At 59.9% G+C, this 16,437-nt stretch carries 15 protein-coding genes; 10 read left to right on the plus strand and 5 right to left on the minus strand.

The window, feature by feature from the left end; all coding sequences use genetic code 11:
* Window positions 1-5: 5 nt before the first annotated feature.
* The 9 genes from EDF61_RS08625 to EDF61_RS08660 all read left to right on the plus strand — a co-directional run bounded on the left by EDF61_RS08625 (window position 6) and on the right by EDF61_RS08660 (window position 9,868).
* Entirely contained in the window at window positions 6-1,010 is a 1,005-nt protein-coding gene (locus EDF61_RS08625; RefSeq protein ID WP_133833822.1) for a hypothetical protein, read from the plus strand.
* 27 nt (window positions 1,011-1,037) lie between these two features.
* Window positions 1,038-2,513, plus strand: a complete 1,476-nt coding sequence (locus EDF61_RS08630; RefSeq protein WP_133833823.1) for a hypothetical protein — start codon at window positions 1,038-1,040, stop codon at window positions 2,511-2,513.
* Window positions 2,514-2,569: 56 nt separating this feature from the next.
* Window positions 2,570-7,063 (plus strand): carbohydrate binding domain-containing protein, encoded by a 4,494-nt coding sequence (locus EDF61_RS08635; RefSeq protein WP_133833824.1) that lies wholly within the window; start codon window positions 2,570-2,572, stop codon window positions 7,061-7,063.
* 27 nt (window positions 7,064-7,090) lie between these two features.
* Window positions 7,091-7,450, plus strand: a complete 360-nt coding sequence (locus EDF61_RS08640; RefSeq protein WP_133833825.1) for a hypothetical protein — start codon at window positions 7,091-7,093, stop codon at window positions 7,448-7,450.
* 65 nt (window positions 7,451-7,515) lie between these two features.
* Window positions 7,516-7,872 (plus strand): hypothetical protein, encoded by a 357-nt coding sequence (locus tag EDF61_RS08645; protein ID WP_133833826.1) that lies wholly within the window; start codon window positions 7,516-7,518, stop codon window positions 7,870-7,872.
* 8 nt (window positions 7,873-7,880) lie between these two features.
* Window positions 7,881-8,210, plus strand: a complete 330-nt coding sequence (locus EDF61_RS08650) for a hypothetical protein (RefSeq protein WP_133833827.1) — start codon at window positions 7,881-7,883, stop codon at window positions 8,208-8,210.
* Window positions 8,211-8,304: 94 nt separating this feature from the next.
* Window positions 8,305-8,478, plus strand: coding sequence for a hypothetical protein (locus EDF61_RS18775; protein ID WP_166650751.1), 174 nt, complete (start codon window positions 8,305-8,307; stop codon window positions 8,476-8,478).
* Between the two features lie 2 nt (window positions 8,479-8,480).
* Window positions 8,481-9,539, plus strand: a complete 1,059-nt coding sequence (locus EDF61_RS08655) for a peptidoglycan recognition protein family protein (RefSeq protein ID WP_133833828.1) — start codon at window positions 8,481-8,483, stop codon at window positions 9,537-9,539.
* Between the two features lie 2 nt (window positions 9,540-9,541).
* On the plus strand, window positions 9,542-9,868 hold the full coding sequence (locus tag EDF61_RS08660; RefSeq protein WP_133833829.1) for a hypothetical protein: 327 nt from the start codon (window positions 9,542-9,544) through the stop codon (window positions 9,866-9,868).
* 176 nt (window positions 9,869-10,044) lie between these two features.
* On the opposite strand, the gene EDF61_RS08665 is transcribed toward EDF61_RS08660, so the two are convergent.
* A complete protein-coding gene (locus EDF61_RS08665) occupies window positions 10,045-10,845 on the minus strand; it encodes a hypothetical protein (RefSeq protein WP_133833830.1) in 801 nt (266 codons plus the stop codon).
* Window positions 10,846-11,035: 190 nt separating this feature from the next.
* Between EDF61_RS08665 and scpC the strand changes: the two genes are divergently transcribed.
* Complete coding sequence (scpC, locus tag EDF61_RS08670) at window positions 11,036-12,553, plus strand: succinyl-CoA:acetate CoA-transferase ScpC (protein WP_181148790.1); 1,518 nt, start codon at window positions 11,036-11,038, stop codon at window positions 12,551-12,553.
* Here scpC and EDF61_RS08675 read toward each other — a convergent pair.
* The 4 genes from EDF61_RS08675 to EDF61_RS08690 all read right to left on the minus strand — a co-directional run bounded on the left by EDF61_RS08675 (window position 12,550) and on the right by EDF61_RS08690 (window position 16,328).
* A complete protein-coding gene (locus EDF61_RS08675) occupies window positions 12,550-13,614 on the minus strand; it encodes a PQQ-dependent sugar dehydrogenase (protein WP_133833973.1) in 1,065 nt (354 codons plus the stop codon). The genes scpC and EDF61_RS08675 overlap by 4 nt on opposite strands.
* Window positions 13,615-13,621: 7 nt before the next feature.
* Window positions 13,622-14,212 carry a dihydrofolate reductase family protein gene (locus EDF61_RS08680; RefSeq protein WP_105656584.1) on the minus strand — a complete coding sequence of 197 codons (591 nt, stop codon included), beginning with the start codon at window positions 14,210-14,212 and terminating at the stop codon, window positions 13,622-13,624.
* A gap of 70 nt (window positions 14,213-14,282) precedes the next feature.
* Complete coding sequence (locus EDF61_RS08685; protein ID WP_105656583.1) at window positions 14,283-14,705, minus strand: PaaI family thioesterase; 423 nt, start codon at window positions 14,703-14,705, stop codon at window positions 14,283-14,285.
* 15 nt (window positions 14,706-14,720) lie between these two features.
* Complete coding sequence (locus tag EDF61_RS08690; RefSeq protein ID WP_133833831.1) at window positions 14,721-16,328, minus strand: long-chain-fatty-acid--CoA ligase; 1,608 nt, start codon at window positions 16,326-16,328, stop codon at window positions 14,721-14,723.
* Window positions 16,329-16,437 lie beyond the last annotated feature (109 nt).

Raw genomic sequence — 16,437 nt, forward strand, 5'->3', positions numbered from 1 at the left:
CCATCATGGCTTTAGACCTGACTCCGTGGTTTGTCGGCGGAGGTGCCCAGCACAGCCCCGAAGTAGCTCGCTTGCTGGCCTATGCAGCCACATCGGGCGCCGAAGGCATTGTGGAGCCGACCTCGCTCGCCGTGAAGGCTCAGACAACTCCGAACGGAACAGTCTCAGTCCGCCCGGGAGCCGCCCTGATTCTCAATCGCTATGCCGGAGGAACTCAACAGACTTATGTGCTGCGCAATCCTTCGTCCACATCGATCACTATTCCTGCCACGGGTTCCACTGGCTCCCGGACCGATGCGATCATCGCTCGGGTACTGGATCCTCAGTATGAGGGAGCAGCGCCGCCTGATCCTGTGGGATTCAACTACGCCAGGTTGGAACGCATCGCAAGTGTGCCTTCGAATTTGAAGAACATCAGCCAGCTGGGACTCACCTATCCGGCGGTCCTCCTGGCGAAGATTACGATCCCGGCTTCGACGGGGACGATCACCAACGGCATGATCACCGATCTGCGTGATGTCGCGATTCCGAGGACTCAAGACGTGTGGCGGCCGAGGGCAATGGCAACCCCGGATACTGAAGTGCTCACCGCGAGCCCGACCAGTGTGGGCGAGTACTTCCCGAACAATGGCGGACCGCAAAGCATCGACATCCCCACGTGGGCAACACGTGCTCAGATCCGCTGTGAATGGCTATCAGTCCGATACGCGGCCGGCAACGCATTCGGGCAGGCCTGGGTGGAATACGGGCCTTATCAAGCGTCATCCCAACGTGAGCGATCAACGCAGAAGTTCCAGTTCGATACGCCGGCCGCAAACAATGTGTCGCGTGCGCATTGGACCGTTGTTGACGATGTCTATATTCCTGCCGCATACCGGGGGACGGAGCAGCTTTTCGTCCCTAAAGCGCAGCGGCTTGGCGGCGTCACTAATTCCATCTCGCTCGATGGTGTTTCCGGCATGAGTCTGCAGGTTCGGTTCCTCGAAGCTGCAGACCCGTCCACGACCTGAGCGACTTCATAGAAGGGACTGACTCCCATGTCTGATTGGCGATTCCACCTGCTCACTGTCCCGGATGGAGAGTGGGTGGACCGTGACCTGCAGTTGCAGAAGGCTAAGGTCTCTGACGCGCTCTCAGCTCCCCAGGGGATCTCCGGGGAGCTTCCCCTGGGGTATCGCATGCTGAAGACTCCCACGGGGAAGCCAGGGCTTTCGGAATGGGGCTCAGCGATCGTAGCCGAGCAGGAGGGCCGGGATCCGATATTCGCGATTGTGGACGGGCTGAATACCGAGGGTGATTGGCTGAAAGTTCAGGCGGGCGGTTTCACTTCATATCCAATGGGGATGCCTTGGGTTGATTCGGAGTACTCGTCCACGAGAGTCGATGCGTTGGACGTGGTCAGGTTGATCTGGGCCCGTATCCAGAGCAAAGCCAACGGGGATCTGGGAGTGGTGGTGGATGCCACTAAGTCCGGGATCTATCTGGGTAAACCGGAGGGGGCCGTACTAACCAAGGCCAAAGAGGTTATGGCCAGCAAGAAAGCCCGGATGGATGCCCTGGCGGACCAAGCTGTGGCTGAAGCGGAAGCGCTGCAGTACTTCGCTGATAGCACTTTCCAAGCTGCAGGAATGGCGGCTGGCGGTCTATTGATCAAGCAAGCTTCAGCCCCTTCGGGAGATAAGCGTTCGAAAAAGAACTTGTGGTTCAAGGGCAACAGCGAAGGTATCACCGCGTTGCACAAGTGGGATGGCCGCCAGTGGGTGGAAGTCTCGACGGCGCAGTTCGACGCGGCGATCGAGTTCTATTTCGAATGGGAGGATCGAAAGCCCATTCTGGCCGTAGCCAAGGCCAACGCGAGGGCGACCAAGGAAGCGTACAACGAGGCGAAGTCTAGAGTCTCTGATCTATCAGAGCAGGAAGCGGCCCCGTACACGCTGAACTGGTGGGAGACCACGGATCTCGGTTCAGTGCTGACAGACCTGGCCACACAGACTCCTTTCGACTACAGGGAAGAAACTGTGTGGGACGGCGATGATGCGCTCAGCCACCGTCTGATACTCGGGTACCCCGATATTGGAGTGAAGCGAGAGGATCTGCGACTTGAGATAGGCGTCAACGTCACGGCCCCTCCGCCGCTGGATGAAGCCGACTTCGCCTCTGAAGTTGTCGTTCTTGGTGCCGGCGAAGGTCGGGCGACTGTGCGAGCCACCGCAACGAACAACACGGGCAGGTTGCGCCGTGTCGCAGTCGTGGAACGCAAGGAGCTGTCCAAGACTTCACAGGCTACAGCCCAGGCGAGGATTGAGCTTGCTGCCCGTACGTCAGATTGGACCTTTGAGGACCTTGAGCTGCTCGATCATCCCATGTGCCCTTACGGATCTTTCGACGCCGGGGATTGGCTGTACCTCACCGGCGACGCAGGATGGGCGCAGATCGATCAGTGGGTTCGCGTGATGAGCATCGACATTGATTGCCCTACGGGGCGCATGAGTTTGAAAGTGAGTAGCAATTGACCCGTCTAGACAATGATGCCCGTTGGCTGATCAACGAGATTGCTGAAACAAGGCGCATGGCGACCGCTCTTGCTAAGCCGCAGCTGGGCACCTCTTCGATTGAGGCAGGCCGGATCGAGGAGTACGACAAGGACGGCAACCTGGTTCAGATCATCGGCGAGCAGCACGATGGCACCCACACGACCAACACCGTGGGCGGTCCGGTACCGCCTGAACCAGCCGCCCCAGCAGTCACCGCCGGCCTAGGCAGTGTTGAAGCTCGCTGGTCGGGTAAGTTCGCAGACAACGTCCTGTCCCCGATGGACTTCTCCCATGTTTCGCTCCATGCATCCCGGGTAAGTGTCTTCGCCCCGAGCAATGCGACTCAGCTGGCGACGATTACCGGTGAACTTGGAGATGCGGCGGTAGTGCTGATCGACCCGGGGGAGTGGACCTTCGGTCTCGTCGCCGTGTCGAAAGCCGGAAAGTGGTCACCACTTTCGGAAACTGTCACGATCGATGTCCCAGACTTCCCATCGCCGGTAGACATCCAAGACGAATTGATCCGATTCGATGAAGTAACTGGCGGTCTGATTACAGAAACCGGGAAGATTGGCGAGAAGCTCGACCAGGCAGCAAATGAACTGGAAGACCACAAAACTCGGCTCGTGGCGAATGAAGGCGTTATCGGCGACCTGAAGGACAACGTTCTGCCAGGGCTGGAATCCAGCATGGACAATCTCCGTGACGTCGAATTCCCCGCAATGAACCAGCGGATCGCCGTCGCCGAAGCGGGGCTGGCTGAAACTGGAGCTCAGCTCAATGAGCGAATGGACACGGCGTTCATCCGTGTGGCTGGCGCGGAGCAGGTGAGCGCTGAAGCCAAGGCTGCTGCCGCGACGGCGCAGACCGCCGCGGACACGGCCCTGTCAACCGCGACAACTCAAATCAATCAGATCATCGCGCGCGGCCAGAACCTGGTCCGCAATGGTGACTTCGAAGCCGGTTCGGATGGCTGGCGGACAGATGCATCCTCGGCTGTAGAATCTGGAAACTCCCGTTCAGGCGCGAAGGCTCTGAGGATTGGCCCCAACCCGGGCGGCAACATCTGGCCCACTTCCGAGTGGGTACCGTCGTCCCCCGGGCGAACTTACTATGCCGAGTACTGGGTCAAACGCAGCGGCACCGAAGTGCCGAATCTTGGCGTGGGTTTCGTGCTCCAGGTGAAGACTGCTGCCGGCGGAACCGCCTCGCATACCGTTGGCCGTATCGAGCCCAGCTCGATCAGCACCTCCCAGTTCACGAAAGTCACGCTGACTTTCAAGCCAACCACGGCCGATATCACGAACATTCGATTCGCTCCTTGGATCGCAGCGGGAAACAACGCCTACTACGTCGATGATTTCCTAGCTGTGGATGTTACCGAAGCCCAGGCCGCCATCGAAGCAGCGGCAACTGCCCAGCAGAAAGCCCAGGAAGCGCTCAACGCTGCAGGCTCTGCCCAGGACACCGCGACGAGCGCGCTGACCATGGCAGGCACGAAGAACGCGGTCTTCTACGGCACCACGAGTCCGAGCGGCAACGGCACAAGCAAGGGCGACTTGTGGCGCCAAGTGGACGCAACTGGCGATGTCATCGGTGAATGGCAGTGGACAGGCACTTCGTGGGCTGTCCGAATGGTCAGCAGCTCCGCCATTTCGAATCTGGATCTCGGCAAGCTCACTGCCGGCACTGCTTTCGTCGCAGAAGCGGTGATCGAAAAGCTGTGGGCCGAGGTGATCCGCGCTCGAAAGATCCTGGTTGACCAAATTGTCATTGGACAGGGCGAGAACCTGATTCCGTGGGACCTTTCGACGAGCGATCCAGCAGCGTGGGGACACATCAGCGGCTACGCCGTCGGCGGCGCAAACCCCGGGCGCCAAGTCGGCGCTGGCGTTGCCGAGGGAAACCACCTTTACATGGTTGCTCCCGACACGATCACCACCATTTCCAACACGTGGCGAATCGGTTCGCGGCCATACTCGGCCCCAATGGGATCTACCGGTTGGAGCGTCGAGCCGGGGGAAGAACTCAAAGCGAGCTTCTACGTGAGAGCCGGAGGCAGTTACCCTTCTGGGATCATGCCGAAGATTGCAGTAGGCCTGGTCTGGTATACCGCTGCAGGCGTGTACATCGCGACCACCACCGCAACGCCGGAGCCGTTGACTTGGTCCTGGACTAAGCGCGAAGCGAAGGGCAAAGCCCCAGCGACGGCGGCCTACTGCCTGATCTATCTTCGCCAGGATGCACCAGGCGGAGTCCGCATGGACCTGCCGTCCTTGTACCGGGTCAAAGACGGAGGACTGATCGCCACTGGTGCAATCACCGGAGATCACGTTGAAGCAAACTCTGTCGCTGCCAAGATCGCCCGCTTCCTCGAATTGGAAGCAGGACAGATCACTTCCGGAACCATTGCTACGGCACGATTGAACGCCTTGGAAATCGCTGCTGCAACTGCAACATTCCAGACGGTTGATGTGAAGAACTTGTATGTAACCACAGGGACGATGACCGAAGCTGTGATCAACAAGTTGTGGGCAGACGTGGTCATGTCGCGCAAGGCCACTTTCAACATGCTCGCTGTTGGAGATTTCCAGAACTACATCGCCACCGGGCTGGGCTACAACAACGAAGCAATTGATTGGGCCGCAGGACTGACGCCCGACCTGGTTGATGTTCCCCCGGGAGCATCGGTCGCGTTCAAGAGTGCAGTGGGGCAGGGAAACAAGGGTTCGACTGCTTCGCGCTTCGACGTTGTGGCTGGTGACGAGTACGAGTTTGTCGTTTGGGTGAAAGCGAACGTCCCGAATTCTCGAATATACATCGAGGTCCGTGACCAAAACGGCGCTCACGCGATGACTAGCACTCGCATCGATGACTCAGATCTGTTCTACGGCAACACCTCGTATCCGGTTTCAGGGGCAGTTGTGCCGACGACCTGGACGAAGTGGCGTGCCCGGATGATTCCTAAGCCGGGAGTCCGGCAGGCTTACATCGCGACGATCTACTTCAACCACAGCTCGGGAAGTGAGACGAACGCCCAGGTAAGCATTGCTGGGCTTTCGGTCAAACGGCGTTTCGGTGGAGAAGTCATCATCGACGGCTCGCTAAAAGCCAAGCAGCTCGATGTAGAAGACCTCGCTGCAAACCAGGGCTTCATCGCAGACCTGACAGCACGCATCGTCAAAGCGGACATGTTCGTCGGCAAGGAATTCCAAGGCGGCACCTTCACCGGCAACACTTTCCAGTCGCACACGGCTCCGGACATCGGGGTCAAGCTGGACGGCAACGGATTCCGTGCCTACGGACCGGAAGGAGGCGAGCCGGTCACTGAGATTCGGGCAAATGGCGGAACGGTCTATGCGGTTACGGACCCGGCAACCGGCGACACGCTCGCCGCTTTGGACGCCGACGGCGGGGTCACTGGCAAGTCCTTGAACATCGAGGGCGAGGCGACGATGGCTGGAGTTCCGATCATGGGCGGCACGAACCTGGAAGGGTTCTCGACGGACTATGGCAGCGGACTTCTGGATTTCTTTCCACGAGCCATGGTTGTTCGAGGGTACAGGGATACCAGGGAGTTCAGCGCGACTAACCGCGAGGGCGAGATCCTTGAACTGTCCTACGACAACCTACCAAGTCGCGGATACAGGATCGAGATCTCCCCGATGTCGGTCTACATTCGGCCAGGCGTCACGGGAGTGCTCTGCGTCTATCAGACTCGTGATGGGTCTCGACCGACCATGAACAGCCCGTTGATCCACCGCATCGTAGTCCGAAATAGCAATAGCGCGGACATCATCATGCCGATCGGAGGATCATTTTATGACCTAGGCTCGGCCGGTAGAGTGCGTTACCTGTTCACTTTCCGCGGCGAGGGCGGCCAGATGCTCTTCGGAAATTTCAACCCGGGTAGCGTCTTCCGTGTGTGGGTCGAAGATATTGGTTTCGCCCCGCCGGAAACTGGCATCAACCGCACCGCGGCCAGGGATCTGACAGCGCCGGCACCGCCAGCGCCGCCTGAGAAGGAAACTGAGAACTACGTCCAAACCTGGACGCCGTCCGGATACCGCTCCTTCGATGGCAGTTCCCGATACACCTATGCGGACGGCAAGAACCGCATGTACCAGGGCGACGGGCCCTATGCCGGCATGCTGCGCTCGGTGGCGGTGTTTGGCAACGGTTCCCGCGGAGAACTAATCGCAACCGCCCTATCGGGCGCGACGATCACCTCTATGCGCGTCACGATCACCTTCCCGCACTGGTGGTACGGCACCGGAGGAACGGCAGAGCTCATGCTGCACGGCGCCAACTCGCTACCAACCACGCTGCCGAGCATGACACAGGCTGCGTGGAAGGCGAAAGTCCCACGAGGTGGCACGGTGACCCTGTCGATCCCATCGTCGTACTGGAACGGATTCAAGAACGGCACCTATCGGGGCATCGGTCTAGGCGCCGGTAATGCCGGGCTAACCTACTACGGCTACGCCAAGGGATCTTCAGTCAAGCTCGAAATCAAGTACACCAAGTGACCGCGTATTGCGGAAAGGAGAAAGAACGTGAGCGAAACACCAGTAGAACCAGTCATCTCGACTGAGGATCCGCCGCCGGCCGAAGCGGATCCGCCGCCGGCAGAAGTGGATCCACCGCCCGCCGTCATGGATCCGCCCCGTCCGCAGACCACCAGCGATCTGCTGAAGATTCAGCGGGCGCTGAGTGGCGATGCGATGTGGGGATTCCGTCTGGAAATTGCTTTCAAGATTGAAGGAAAGCCGGACACGATGAGCAACCGCATCAAAGTGACCCAAGCCTGTGTAGATGGCATCAGTTGCGATATTGACGGCACCGTGTCCACCGAGAACGTGACGGACACGGTGCTGATTGCCGCGGTGACGAGTCTTGAAGGAGGCTCGCTATGAGAGCTGGCCAATCTTGGATTGGAGTCCTCTGGCTCCGCCTGCAAGAGCCTCGTGTGATCACTGCCTTGCAGACCATTTCATACCTGGTGTTTTCGGCTTTGGGCATCGTTGTCCTTCTGGATCCGCCTCGGAGCATCGAAGCGCCGGCTGGGACGACGTTCACGCTCGTGTGGGGCTTGTTCGCTGCGCTGGGCGGACTGGCAGGGGTTTACGGAACACCCGGGGGCAAATGGATCATCGAGCGGCCAGCGATCTATCTCTGCGGGACTGCGATCATGCTTTACCTAGGCATGGTCATGTATCTGCAGTTCACGGCAGCCGGCAATCGATGGCCACAGATCCTGGCGTTGACTCTCGTGCTCTTGAGTCTCGCTAGACGCTTTGCGACCATTCGAAAATACGATTACGAGCCCGGTAAGTAGGAGGCCCCATGGACGGGCCACAGTTCATCCTCGCCCTTATCGCTGCTCTCGGCGGTGGTGCAACCTTGCGGGAGATATTCGCTGCCATTGGCCGCGTGAGATCCGGCAAAACCAAGACCGAACGCACGCAAAACAAGAACTTGGTAGCCCGTGCCCACTACGCCGAAGCCATGCACCAATTCGAGAGGGACTTCCGTCTTCAAGTGCAGGACGCTGCTTCTCTTTGGCGGCGCCTGGCTATTGAATACGGGGCGGATGCTGCAGAACTCGGTCCGTGGCCCGTTCCGCCGGATCCGCCCAAACGACCGGAAGACGATCCGGACACGAGCACCATATAACCCTTCCAAGCCATCTCCTTCGAGGTGGCTTTCTTTATGCCCCGATACCAACCGGTATCGGGGCTTTCGAATAACCGAAAGGAAAACCTCACTCATGAGTGACATCAAGGATCCAGCTGCCGGTACTGCCGTGACAGCTGCAGATATCAGCGATGACGACGTGACGCTCGACTGGGACACCAAGCGTTTCGGTCGAATGATCGACCACGCATCCGACGAAGAACCAGAGACCGTCGCTGCTGGTGCCGGCGACGAGGAAGGAAACTGACCATGCCTCGCATAACTAATCTTGTTCGGAAGCTCGAAGCACGCGGACTCAAGGTCGAATACGTGAAGGGCTGGTCTACCCGAGGATCGGCAAGCTTCACTCCCAAGGGCGTGATGGATCACTGGACGGCCGGCCCGAAGAACTCCAAGACCCGACCGTCCCTGCGAGTCGTGACCAACGGCCGCCCCGGCCTGCCCGGTCCGCTGTGCAACGTCTACCTGGACCGTCGCGGCATCGCCGTTATCGTAGCGGCTGGACGCGCCAACCACGCCGGGTACGGAACATGGAAGGGCCACACCGGCAATACGCATTTCTTCGGTATCGAAGCCGAAGCGGCCGGCCCATCGGACTGGACCGACGAGCAGCGCGAGTCCTACCCGAAGCTGAACGCGGCTCTCCTGGACGCCATCGGGGAAGATGACGCGTCGTTCGTCTGCGGTCATTCAGAGTATGCGTTGCCGCGCGGCCGCAAGATCGACATCAACGGCTACTCCATGGACAACATGCGCGCCCAGACCCAGGCAGTATTGCGGGGCCAGAAGCCGGCCACCAAGCCGGCCGGATCCTCCAAGCCGAAACCAAAGCCCAAGCCGAAGCCAAAACCGAAGCCGGTGAAGAAGCAGCTGAACTCGACCCCGCCTGACGGCTCCACGGTCTTCCCTACGGATTATGAAGATCTGATCCTGGACAAGGATTTCGGCAAGATCACCGTGGGCGCTTTCCAGATCCTGATGGAAGCGGTCAAGATCGGCGTTCGGTACAACGAGCGCTGGGATGGCGAGTGGCGCCAGCGCACCATCAAGGACGCGATGGAGTGGCTGCAGGCTAACGGCTACTACAAGGTGACCCAGCATGCCCGCGCCGGGGTCCCTAAGGGAACTCCGCTCAAGGTTGATGGCGGCGACGGTTACTGGTTCTGGTATGAGCTGCAGCGCTTCCTCAAAGCCCGCGGCTTCTACAACAAGACCAATAAGGGTGTGCCGCTCAAGCTGGACGGCGATCCGGAAGGCTGGACCATTCACGGATTCCAGCGGTACATCAACACCAACAATGGAGACTAACCATGATTGAGTTTCACATCCCGCTATTCCAGATCTTCACGCTTCTGGCAGCCGTGGTCTTCCCGCTGCTGGTCGGGCTCGTGACCAAGCGCGAGACCAACCCGGGCCGCAAGGCCGTGTTCCTCGCGGCTCTGTCGGTGCTGATCAGCTTGTGCACCGAGTTGGCGGCCGCGCTGCAGGCCGGAACCGTGTACAACGTGGGCACTGCGCTCTTGACCGGTCTCGGCTCGTTCCTGGTGGCCGTGGCCATGCATTATGGCCTGTGGAAACCGACCGGTGTGGCGGACAAGCTGCAGGAAGTGGGCACCGGTAAGCACGAAGCCGAATAGTCGCACGGCTTACCAGCGCAGGCCCTCACGTGACTTGCGTGTTTCCTGATGCTGGTAAGCAAGCTGGTTGCGAGTCGGTATATTTACCGGTATAAAATCCATGAAAAAACCGCCCGACCATTTTCGTGATGAAACGAAAATGGTCGGGCGTTTTTTCAGTTAACTTGAACTGGAGATTAGCCTTCGGGTGCTGCGGTTGAGTAAGCTTTCCACTCTTTGCCTGCCTCCTGGAAGGCTTTCCATTCCTTGTATTCAGAGACTAAACCATTCTTGGCCATCACTTCTTCGAAGATCCCGTGGACAGGTACTGAGACGGTTGCAATGTCTTTAGGCAGAGCACCTTCGTCAATTTCCATGGCGAAGAGGAGAGTCCCTTTTCCTCCTGGTTTGATGTTGAAGCGTTGCTTCTCATCTAACGCATAGCCTTCTTCGGTGAGCTGTTCGTATTCCGCTTCGGTGAGTTCTTTCATTCCGTCAGCGGTGGTGTAGGAGTAGTCCGAATTCATCACCGGAATTGCTTCGCTGAGTGTGCTGTTCATGCTGAGGAATGGGTACTCAAGCTCGTCTGCTCCTTCAACGGTGACTTCCGGAATCGAGACTACGTCGGTGCCTTCGGAGTTATCGACCCGAACCTTCAAGTATTCACGGTGGTATCCAACGGCTTTCTTCAGGAAAGCTTCTACCTCGGCAGCCTTGGGGTCCGTCGCATCGATGAACGTCACCGTACCCCTGGCTCCTTTGCTTGAGAGGAACTCGTAGTCCATGTCCGTGGTGAGCTTGAGATCGGCTGGCGTGAGCGTTGTGAAATCCACGCCGGAAGTGCTGATGTTGCCCTGGCCAGGAATCACTGGCTGTGAAGGCGACACGCTTGCCAAATCTTCAGATTTTTCAACGTTCGTTGACGCGGAACCGTTACCGCAGGAAACAAGGCTTAGTGCCAGGGCAACGGATGTCAGCAAGGTAAATGGCTTTCGCATGGGGTCTCCTAGAACGGTGCGAGAACGATTGTCCTGAGTGTAGGCTGAAAGGGTTGGGAACAGGAAATGCGTACCCTTCCAAGTCGATTTTTCACGAAGGTGGAAAGAATTGTTCGACGGGGAATGTGTATTTCCGTAAACGACCCCAATGAGAGATTTGATTTACCACCAAGAGAGTTGGTTTAGCATTTTGCACGAACGTATTCACCACCGGGCCTTTGCTGATCGCTTGATGAGCGCCGAGCAAGCTGCAGAGTTCATTAAGCCAGGCATGACTGTCGCCATGAGCGGTTTTACCGGTGCAGGATACCCGAAGGCCGTGCCCGGGGCACTGGCAGCGCAGATGGAGCGCCAGCACGCTGCGGGCAAGGACTTCAAGATCAACGTGCTTACCGGCGCTTCCACCGCCCCTGAGCTTGATGGCGTGCTGGCCAAGGCCGAAGGCATGAACCTGCGCCTGCCGTACATGTCCGACCCCGAGCTGCGCCGCCGCATCAACGAGGGCAACATGGAATACATGGACATCCACCTGTCCCATGTCGCCCAGCACGCCTGGTTCGGCTTCTACGGCAAGATCGACTTGGCCATCGTCGAAGTTGTCGGCGTCACCGCCGAGGGCGACTTGATCCCTTCCAGCTCGGTGGGCAACAACAAGACCTGGCTGGAGATGGCCGACAAGATCATCATCGAGGTCAATTCCCAGCAATCTGCGGCCATGGAGGGCATGCACGATGTCTACTACGGCACCGCACTGCCTCCGCACCGCAAGCCGATCGACCTGAGAACCGTGCGTGACCGCATCGGCCAGCAGTACATGGACGTCGACGTCAACAAGATCGTCGCCGTCGTGGAAACCGACGCGCCAGACCGCCTGAGCCCCTTCGCCCCGGTGGACGAGACCAGCGAGAAGATCGCCGATCACCTGCTGACCTTCCTGGATTCCGAGATCCGTGCCGGACGCCTGTCCGAGAAGCTGCTCCCGCTGCAGTCGGGCGTGGGCAATATCGCCAACGCAGTGCTCGCTGGCCTAGCCCGTGGCGGCTACAAGGGCCTGACCGCCTATACCGAGGTCATCCAGGACGGAATGCTGGAGCTGATCAAGGACGGGACCATCGAGTTCGCCTCTGCCACCAGCTTCTCGCTGTCTTCGGAGGGCATCGAGGAATTCAACCGCAACGTCGACCACTACCGCGAGCGCATCCTGCTGCGCGCCCAGGAAATCTCGAACCATCCGGAGATCATCCGCCGGCTGGGCTGCATTGCGCTGAACGGCATGATCGAAGCCGACATCTACGGCAACGTGAATTCCACCAACGTGCTGGGATCGCACGTGATGAACGGCATCGGCGGCTCGGGCGACTTCGCCCGCAACGGCTACCTGTCGGTGTTCATGTCCCCATCGACCGCCAAGGGCGGCAAGATCTCGGGCATCGTTCCTTTTGCTTCGCATGTGGACCACACCGAGCACGACACCATGATCCTGATTACCGAACAGGGCCTGGCCGACCTGCGCGGCCACTCGCCAAAGCAGCGTGCGCAGCTGGTCATCGATAACTGCGCCCACCCGGAGTACCGCCCGATGCTGCAGGACTACTTCGACCGTGCGTGCAAGGACAGCTACGGCAAGCACACCCCGCATCTGCTAGGCGAGGCCCTGTCCTGGCACCAGCGCTTCCAGGAGACCGGAGACATGCGCCCGGCCAGCTAGTCGCCGGCCAGGCGGGGATCGATGCGCAGGATGCGGTCATCGCCCGCCCCTGGCTGGCCGCGCCCGTCGGTATTGTTGGTCAGCACCAGCAGTGCGCCGTCAGGATCCACTAGCACGTCGCGTAGCCGGCCGAGCCGGCCATCGAGCAGTTCATGCTCGGTGGCCGGCTCGTCCAGTTCCACCGCGCGCAGCACTTCTCCGCGCAGATTCGCCAGGTAGAGGGTGCCATCGAGGATCGCGATGCCGCTGGGGCTGGCTTCGGACGGGGACCACTGCGCAATCGGATCGGTGTACGACGGATTTCCGCCGCTTTTTCCCTCGGCTTCGGGCCAGCCGTAGTTTCCCCCGGCTTCGATGATGTTCAGCTCGTCGAAGGTGTTCTGCCCGAACTCGCTGGCGAACATGGTGCCATCAGCACCCCACGCCAAGCCCTGCACATTGCGGTGCCCGTAGCTGTAGACGAGGGAATTCTCGAACGGGTTGTCGTCCGGGACGCTGCCGTCAGGTGCCATGCGCAGGATCTTTCCGCCCAGCTGCTGCAGGTCCTGGGCTTGCTGGGGATTGCCCGCATCGCCCACGGTGGCATAGAGCATCCCGTCCTGACCGATGGCCAACCGCCCGCCGTTGTGGATGCTGGCCGAGGGCAACCCGTCAATCAAGGTGCGCGGGGCCGACAGTGAAAGATTCCTGGCGCTGCCTTGCACCGTGAACCGCTGGATGCGGTTGCCGGATTCAGCGGTGGAATACGCAAAAAGCTGGTCTGGGGAGAGGAAGGCCAAGCCCAGCAGTCCGCCTTCTCCGGTCGCCACCAGATCATCGAGCCGAGCCACTTCGCGGCCTGGTCCGGATCCTGAGATCTCCACGATCCGCCCAGAATCGCGTTCGCTGACCAGCAGGCTGTCTTGGGCGTAAACCATGGACCATGGGGCGTCCAAGCCGGTGGCCAGTGGTGCTGGAACAGCTTGCGATTCGGTAGCTGGAGCTGAAGGCGGGGTTGGCGCGGAGCATCCGGCGAGGAACACTGCGCCGAGCACTAGGCAGGTACCCAGAATGCGCTTCATCGAGCTGCTATGCATGGGCTGGTTGATGGCGCGTCGGGCGATAAGTCAGTTCCTGGATCCGTCCGTCCAGCAGCTTGGACTCGACAAGTTCCAGATCGTAGTCATCGACCCCGCCAAGTACCGGGGCAGAACCGCTATGCCCGGTCAGTACCGGGAAGATGGTCACCTGGATGAAGTCCACAAGACCTGCCGCCAGCAGGGAATGGTTCATCGCTAAGCAGCCGTGGGAGCGCAGCGGCACATCTGAAGCTTCCTTGAGCTGTGCGACGACTTCCAGTGCATCAGCGCGCTCCAGCGTGGGGTTTGGCCAGGACAGCGGCTCTTCCAGGGTGGTGGAGATGACGGTGGCGGGCTTGTCGTGCAGGGCCACACCCCACGCGTCTTCAACCTCGGGATTCGCCTCGATTTCTGCCCAGAAGCGGCTGAAGAGACGGAAGGTGTTGGCCCCGAAAACCATGCGGCAAGCCGGAGTGTAGAGCGCGAGGCGGTGGGCTAACAGCTCTGGCCCCTGTTTTCCCCAGTAGCCGCCCCAATCGCCGGCGGCGCTGCCGAAGCCATCGAGGCTGCTGAACACATCGAAGGTATAGGTCGCACTCATGGCGAATCTCCTGGAGCTTGAGCGTTAGATGCCACCTACCGTACGCCCGTGCTCGCGGTGTGAAAACCAGCTAGGCCGGATTCTCAGGCAAATCCACATTCTGGGTGCGCAACTGGCCGCGGGATAGCTGCTTGCCGGTGGATTCATCGGTGATGATGACCTCCCAGAGCTGCTGGGTGCGCCCTTGGAATAGCGCGGTGGCGATTACCTGAACCCGTGCTCCGGTGGAAGGGCGCAGGAAGTCGGTGGCGTTGTGCACGCCCACGGCGAATTGCCCGCGTTCGGCCACCGCGTAGCTGGCGCCCACTGATCCTGCGCTCTCGATGATCGAGGTGTAAACGCCGCCATGCACCACGCCCCAAGGGGTGTGGTGGTTCTCGTCCAGCTGCGCGTGGCCGCGTACTTCCGTGGCCGTGATTTCGTCGAATTCCAGTCCGATGCTTTCGGTGAAGCGGCTGGTCTTGTTGGGAATCCGCGGTGCAGTGTTTTCCAATTGGTGATCCTCAGGCTAGTTCGGTGTGCTGGCTTCGAGCGCTTGGGCGCGCAGGACATTCTTCTGCACCTTACCAGTGGAGGTGCGCGGCAGATCCTGCGGGAAGACGATGGTGCGCGGCACCTTGAAACCGGCAAGCTTTTCGCGGGCGAATTCAATCAGCGTTTGCGCGTCCAGGGAGGATCCGCTGGCGCGGATGACATATGCCACCGGACGCTCGCCCCATTTCTCGTCCGCGATGCCGATGACGGCCAGGTCCAGCACCTCTGGGTGCGAGGCGAGGGCTTGCTCCACCTCGATGGTGGAGATGTTCTCGCCGCCGGAAATGATGATGTCCTTGGACCGGTCGCGCACCTGGATGTAGCCATCCGGGTGCATGACACCCAGATCGCCGGTGTGGAACCAGCCGCCATGGAAAGCTTGGGTAGTGGCCGCTTCATCGCGGTAGTAGCCGATCATGACGTTATTGCCGCGCAGCACGATTTCGCCCATGGTCTGTCCATCCGCCGGGACATCGTTCATGTTCTCGTCAACAATGCGTGCGGACTCGGCGGTAATCATGCCAACGCCTTGGCGGGCGAGCTTCGCGGCCCGGTCCGGGCCATCGAGGGCATCCCACTCATCCTGGTACTCGCACACCGTGTACGGTCCGTATACCTCGGTGAGGCCATATACATGGACTACCTCGATGCCCAGCTTCTGCAGCTTGGAGATGATTGCCGGGGACGGGGGAGCACCTGCGGTGGTGATGCGCAGTGGAGCATCGAGCTGGTGGGCGCGGGTGGAGTCGGCGATGATTGAGCAGACGGTCGGAGCGCCGCACAAGTGGGTGGTTCCAAGATCCTCGATGGCATCCCAAACGGAATCTTCGCGCACGCCGCGCAGGCACAGGTGCGTTCCTCCCGCTGCGGTGACGGCCCATGGAGTGCACCAGCCGTTGCAGTGGAACATCGGCAGGGTCCACAAGTAGCGGGTCTTGGCCGTGAAGCCCTGGTGGTGCGCTTCGCCCAACGAGTTCAGGTAGCTGCCGCGGTGCGAGTAGAGCACGCCCTTCGGCTTGCCGGTGGTGCCCGAAGTGTAATTGAGAGTGATCGGAGCCCGCTCGTCGGCGATGGCGTAGGGAAGTCTTTCATCCGAGGCTTGTGCGATTAGCTCGTCCAAGGTGGCGTCCACGGGCACGTCCGGACGTTCTCCGGCGTACTGGTCATCGGTGATCTCGATGAGCGCCTCCAGCGTTGGGTTATCGCGGCGCAGGGTCTTCGTGTTTTCCAGCAGCTCTGTGTCGGCAAGCATCAGCTTGGCAGCAGAATGATCAATGATGTATTGCAGCTCGTGGGCCGAGAGTCGGGTGTTCAGGGCAACGAGGACTGCGCCTGCCAGCGGTACGGCGTAATGCGCCATGAGCATTTCGGGAGTATTCGGTGCCAGCACGGCCACGCGGTCGCCCGGCTCAATGCGAGCCTTCAGCGCCTGGGCAAAGCGGTGCACCCGTGCTTCGAATTCTTCATAGGAGAAGCTGCGAGTTCCATGGATGACGGCGGTCTTCTTCGGATAGGCCTCGGCTGTGCGTTCCAAGAAACGCAGTGGGGTCAATTCTGAATGGTTTGCCTGAATCTCTACCATGGTGTGGCTATTCCTCAATCGTCATCGATGGTTACGGAGAACAATAAGCAGGAGTGTGACTCAATGCACTCCATGACCAATAGTGGCATGAACCTCAGCGTCATGCCGG

This window comes from Arthrobacter sp. JUb115 (genome assembly GCF_004365035.1).
GTDB lineage: Bacteria > Actinomycetota > Actinomycetes > Actinomycetales > Micrococcaceae > Glutamicibacter.

Bases quoted from the DNA above. Each gene is read 5' to 3' on its own strand.
- EDF61_RS08650 (WP_133833827.1), top strand. From the start codon at position 7,881: ATGGACGGGCCACAGTTCATCCTCGCCCTTATCGCTGCTCTCGGCGGT.
- EDF61_RS08680 (WP_105656584.1), bottom strand. From the start codon at position 14,212: ATGAGTGCGACCTATACCTTCGATGTGTTCAGCAGCCTCGATGGCTTC.
- EDF61_RS08690 (WP_133833831.1), bottom strand. From the start codon at position 16,328: ATGGTAGAGATTCAGGCAAACCATTCAGAATTGACCCCACTGCGTTTC.
- EDF61_RS08625 (WP_133833822.1), top strand. From the start codon at position 6: ATGGCTTTAGACCTGACTCCGTGGTTTGTCGGCGGAGGTGCCCAGCAC.
- EDF61_RS08630 (WP_133833823.1), top strand. From the start codon at position 1,038: ATGTCTGATTGGCGATTCCACCTGCTCACTGTCCCGGATGGAGAGTGG.
- EDF61_RS08675 (WP_133833973.1), bottom strand. From the start codon at position 13,614: ATGAAGCGCATTCTGGGTACCTGCCTAGTGCTCGGCGCAGTGTTCCTC.
- EDF61_RS08660 (WP_133833829.1), top strand. From the start codon at position 9,542: ATGATTGAGTTTCACATCCCGCTATTCCAGATCTTCACGCTTCTGGCA.
- EDF61_RS08635 (WP_133833824.1), top strand. From the start codon at position 2,570: ATGGCGACCGCTCTTGCTAAGCCGCAGCTGGGCACCTCTTCGATTGAG.
- EDF61_RS18775 (WP_166650751.1), top strand. From the start codon at position 8,305: ATGAGTGACATCAAGGATCCAGCTGCCGGTACTGCCGTGACAGCTGCA.
- EDF61_RS08655 (WP_133833828.1), top strand. From the start codon at position 8,481: ATGCCTCGCATAACTAATCTTGTTCGGAAGCTCGAAGCACGCGGACTC.
- EDF61_RS08665 (WP_133833830.1), bottom strand. From the start codon at position 10,845: ATGCGAAAGCCATTTACCTTGCTGACATCCGTTGCCCTGGCACTAAGC.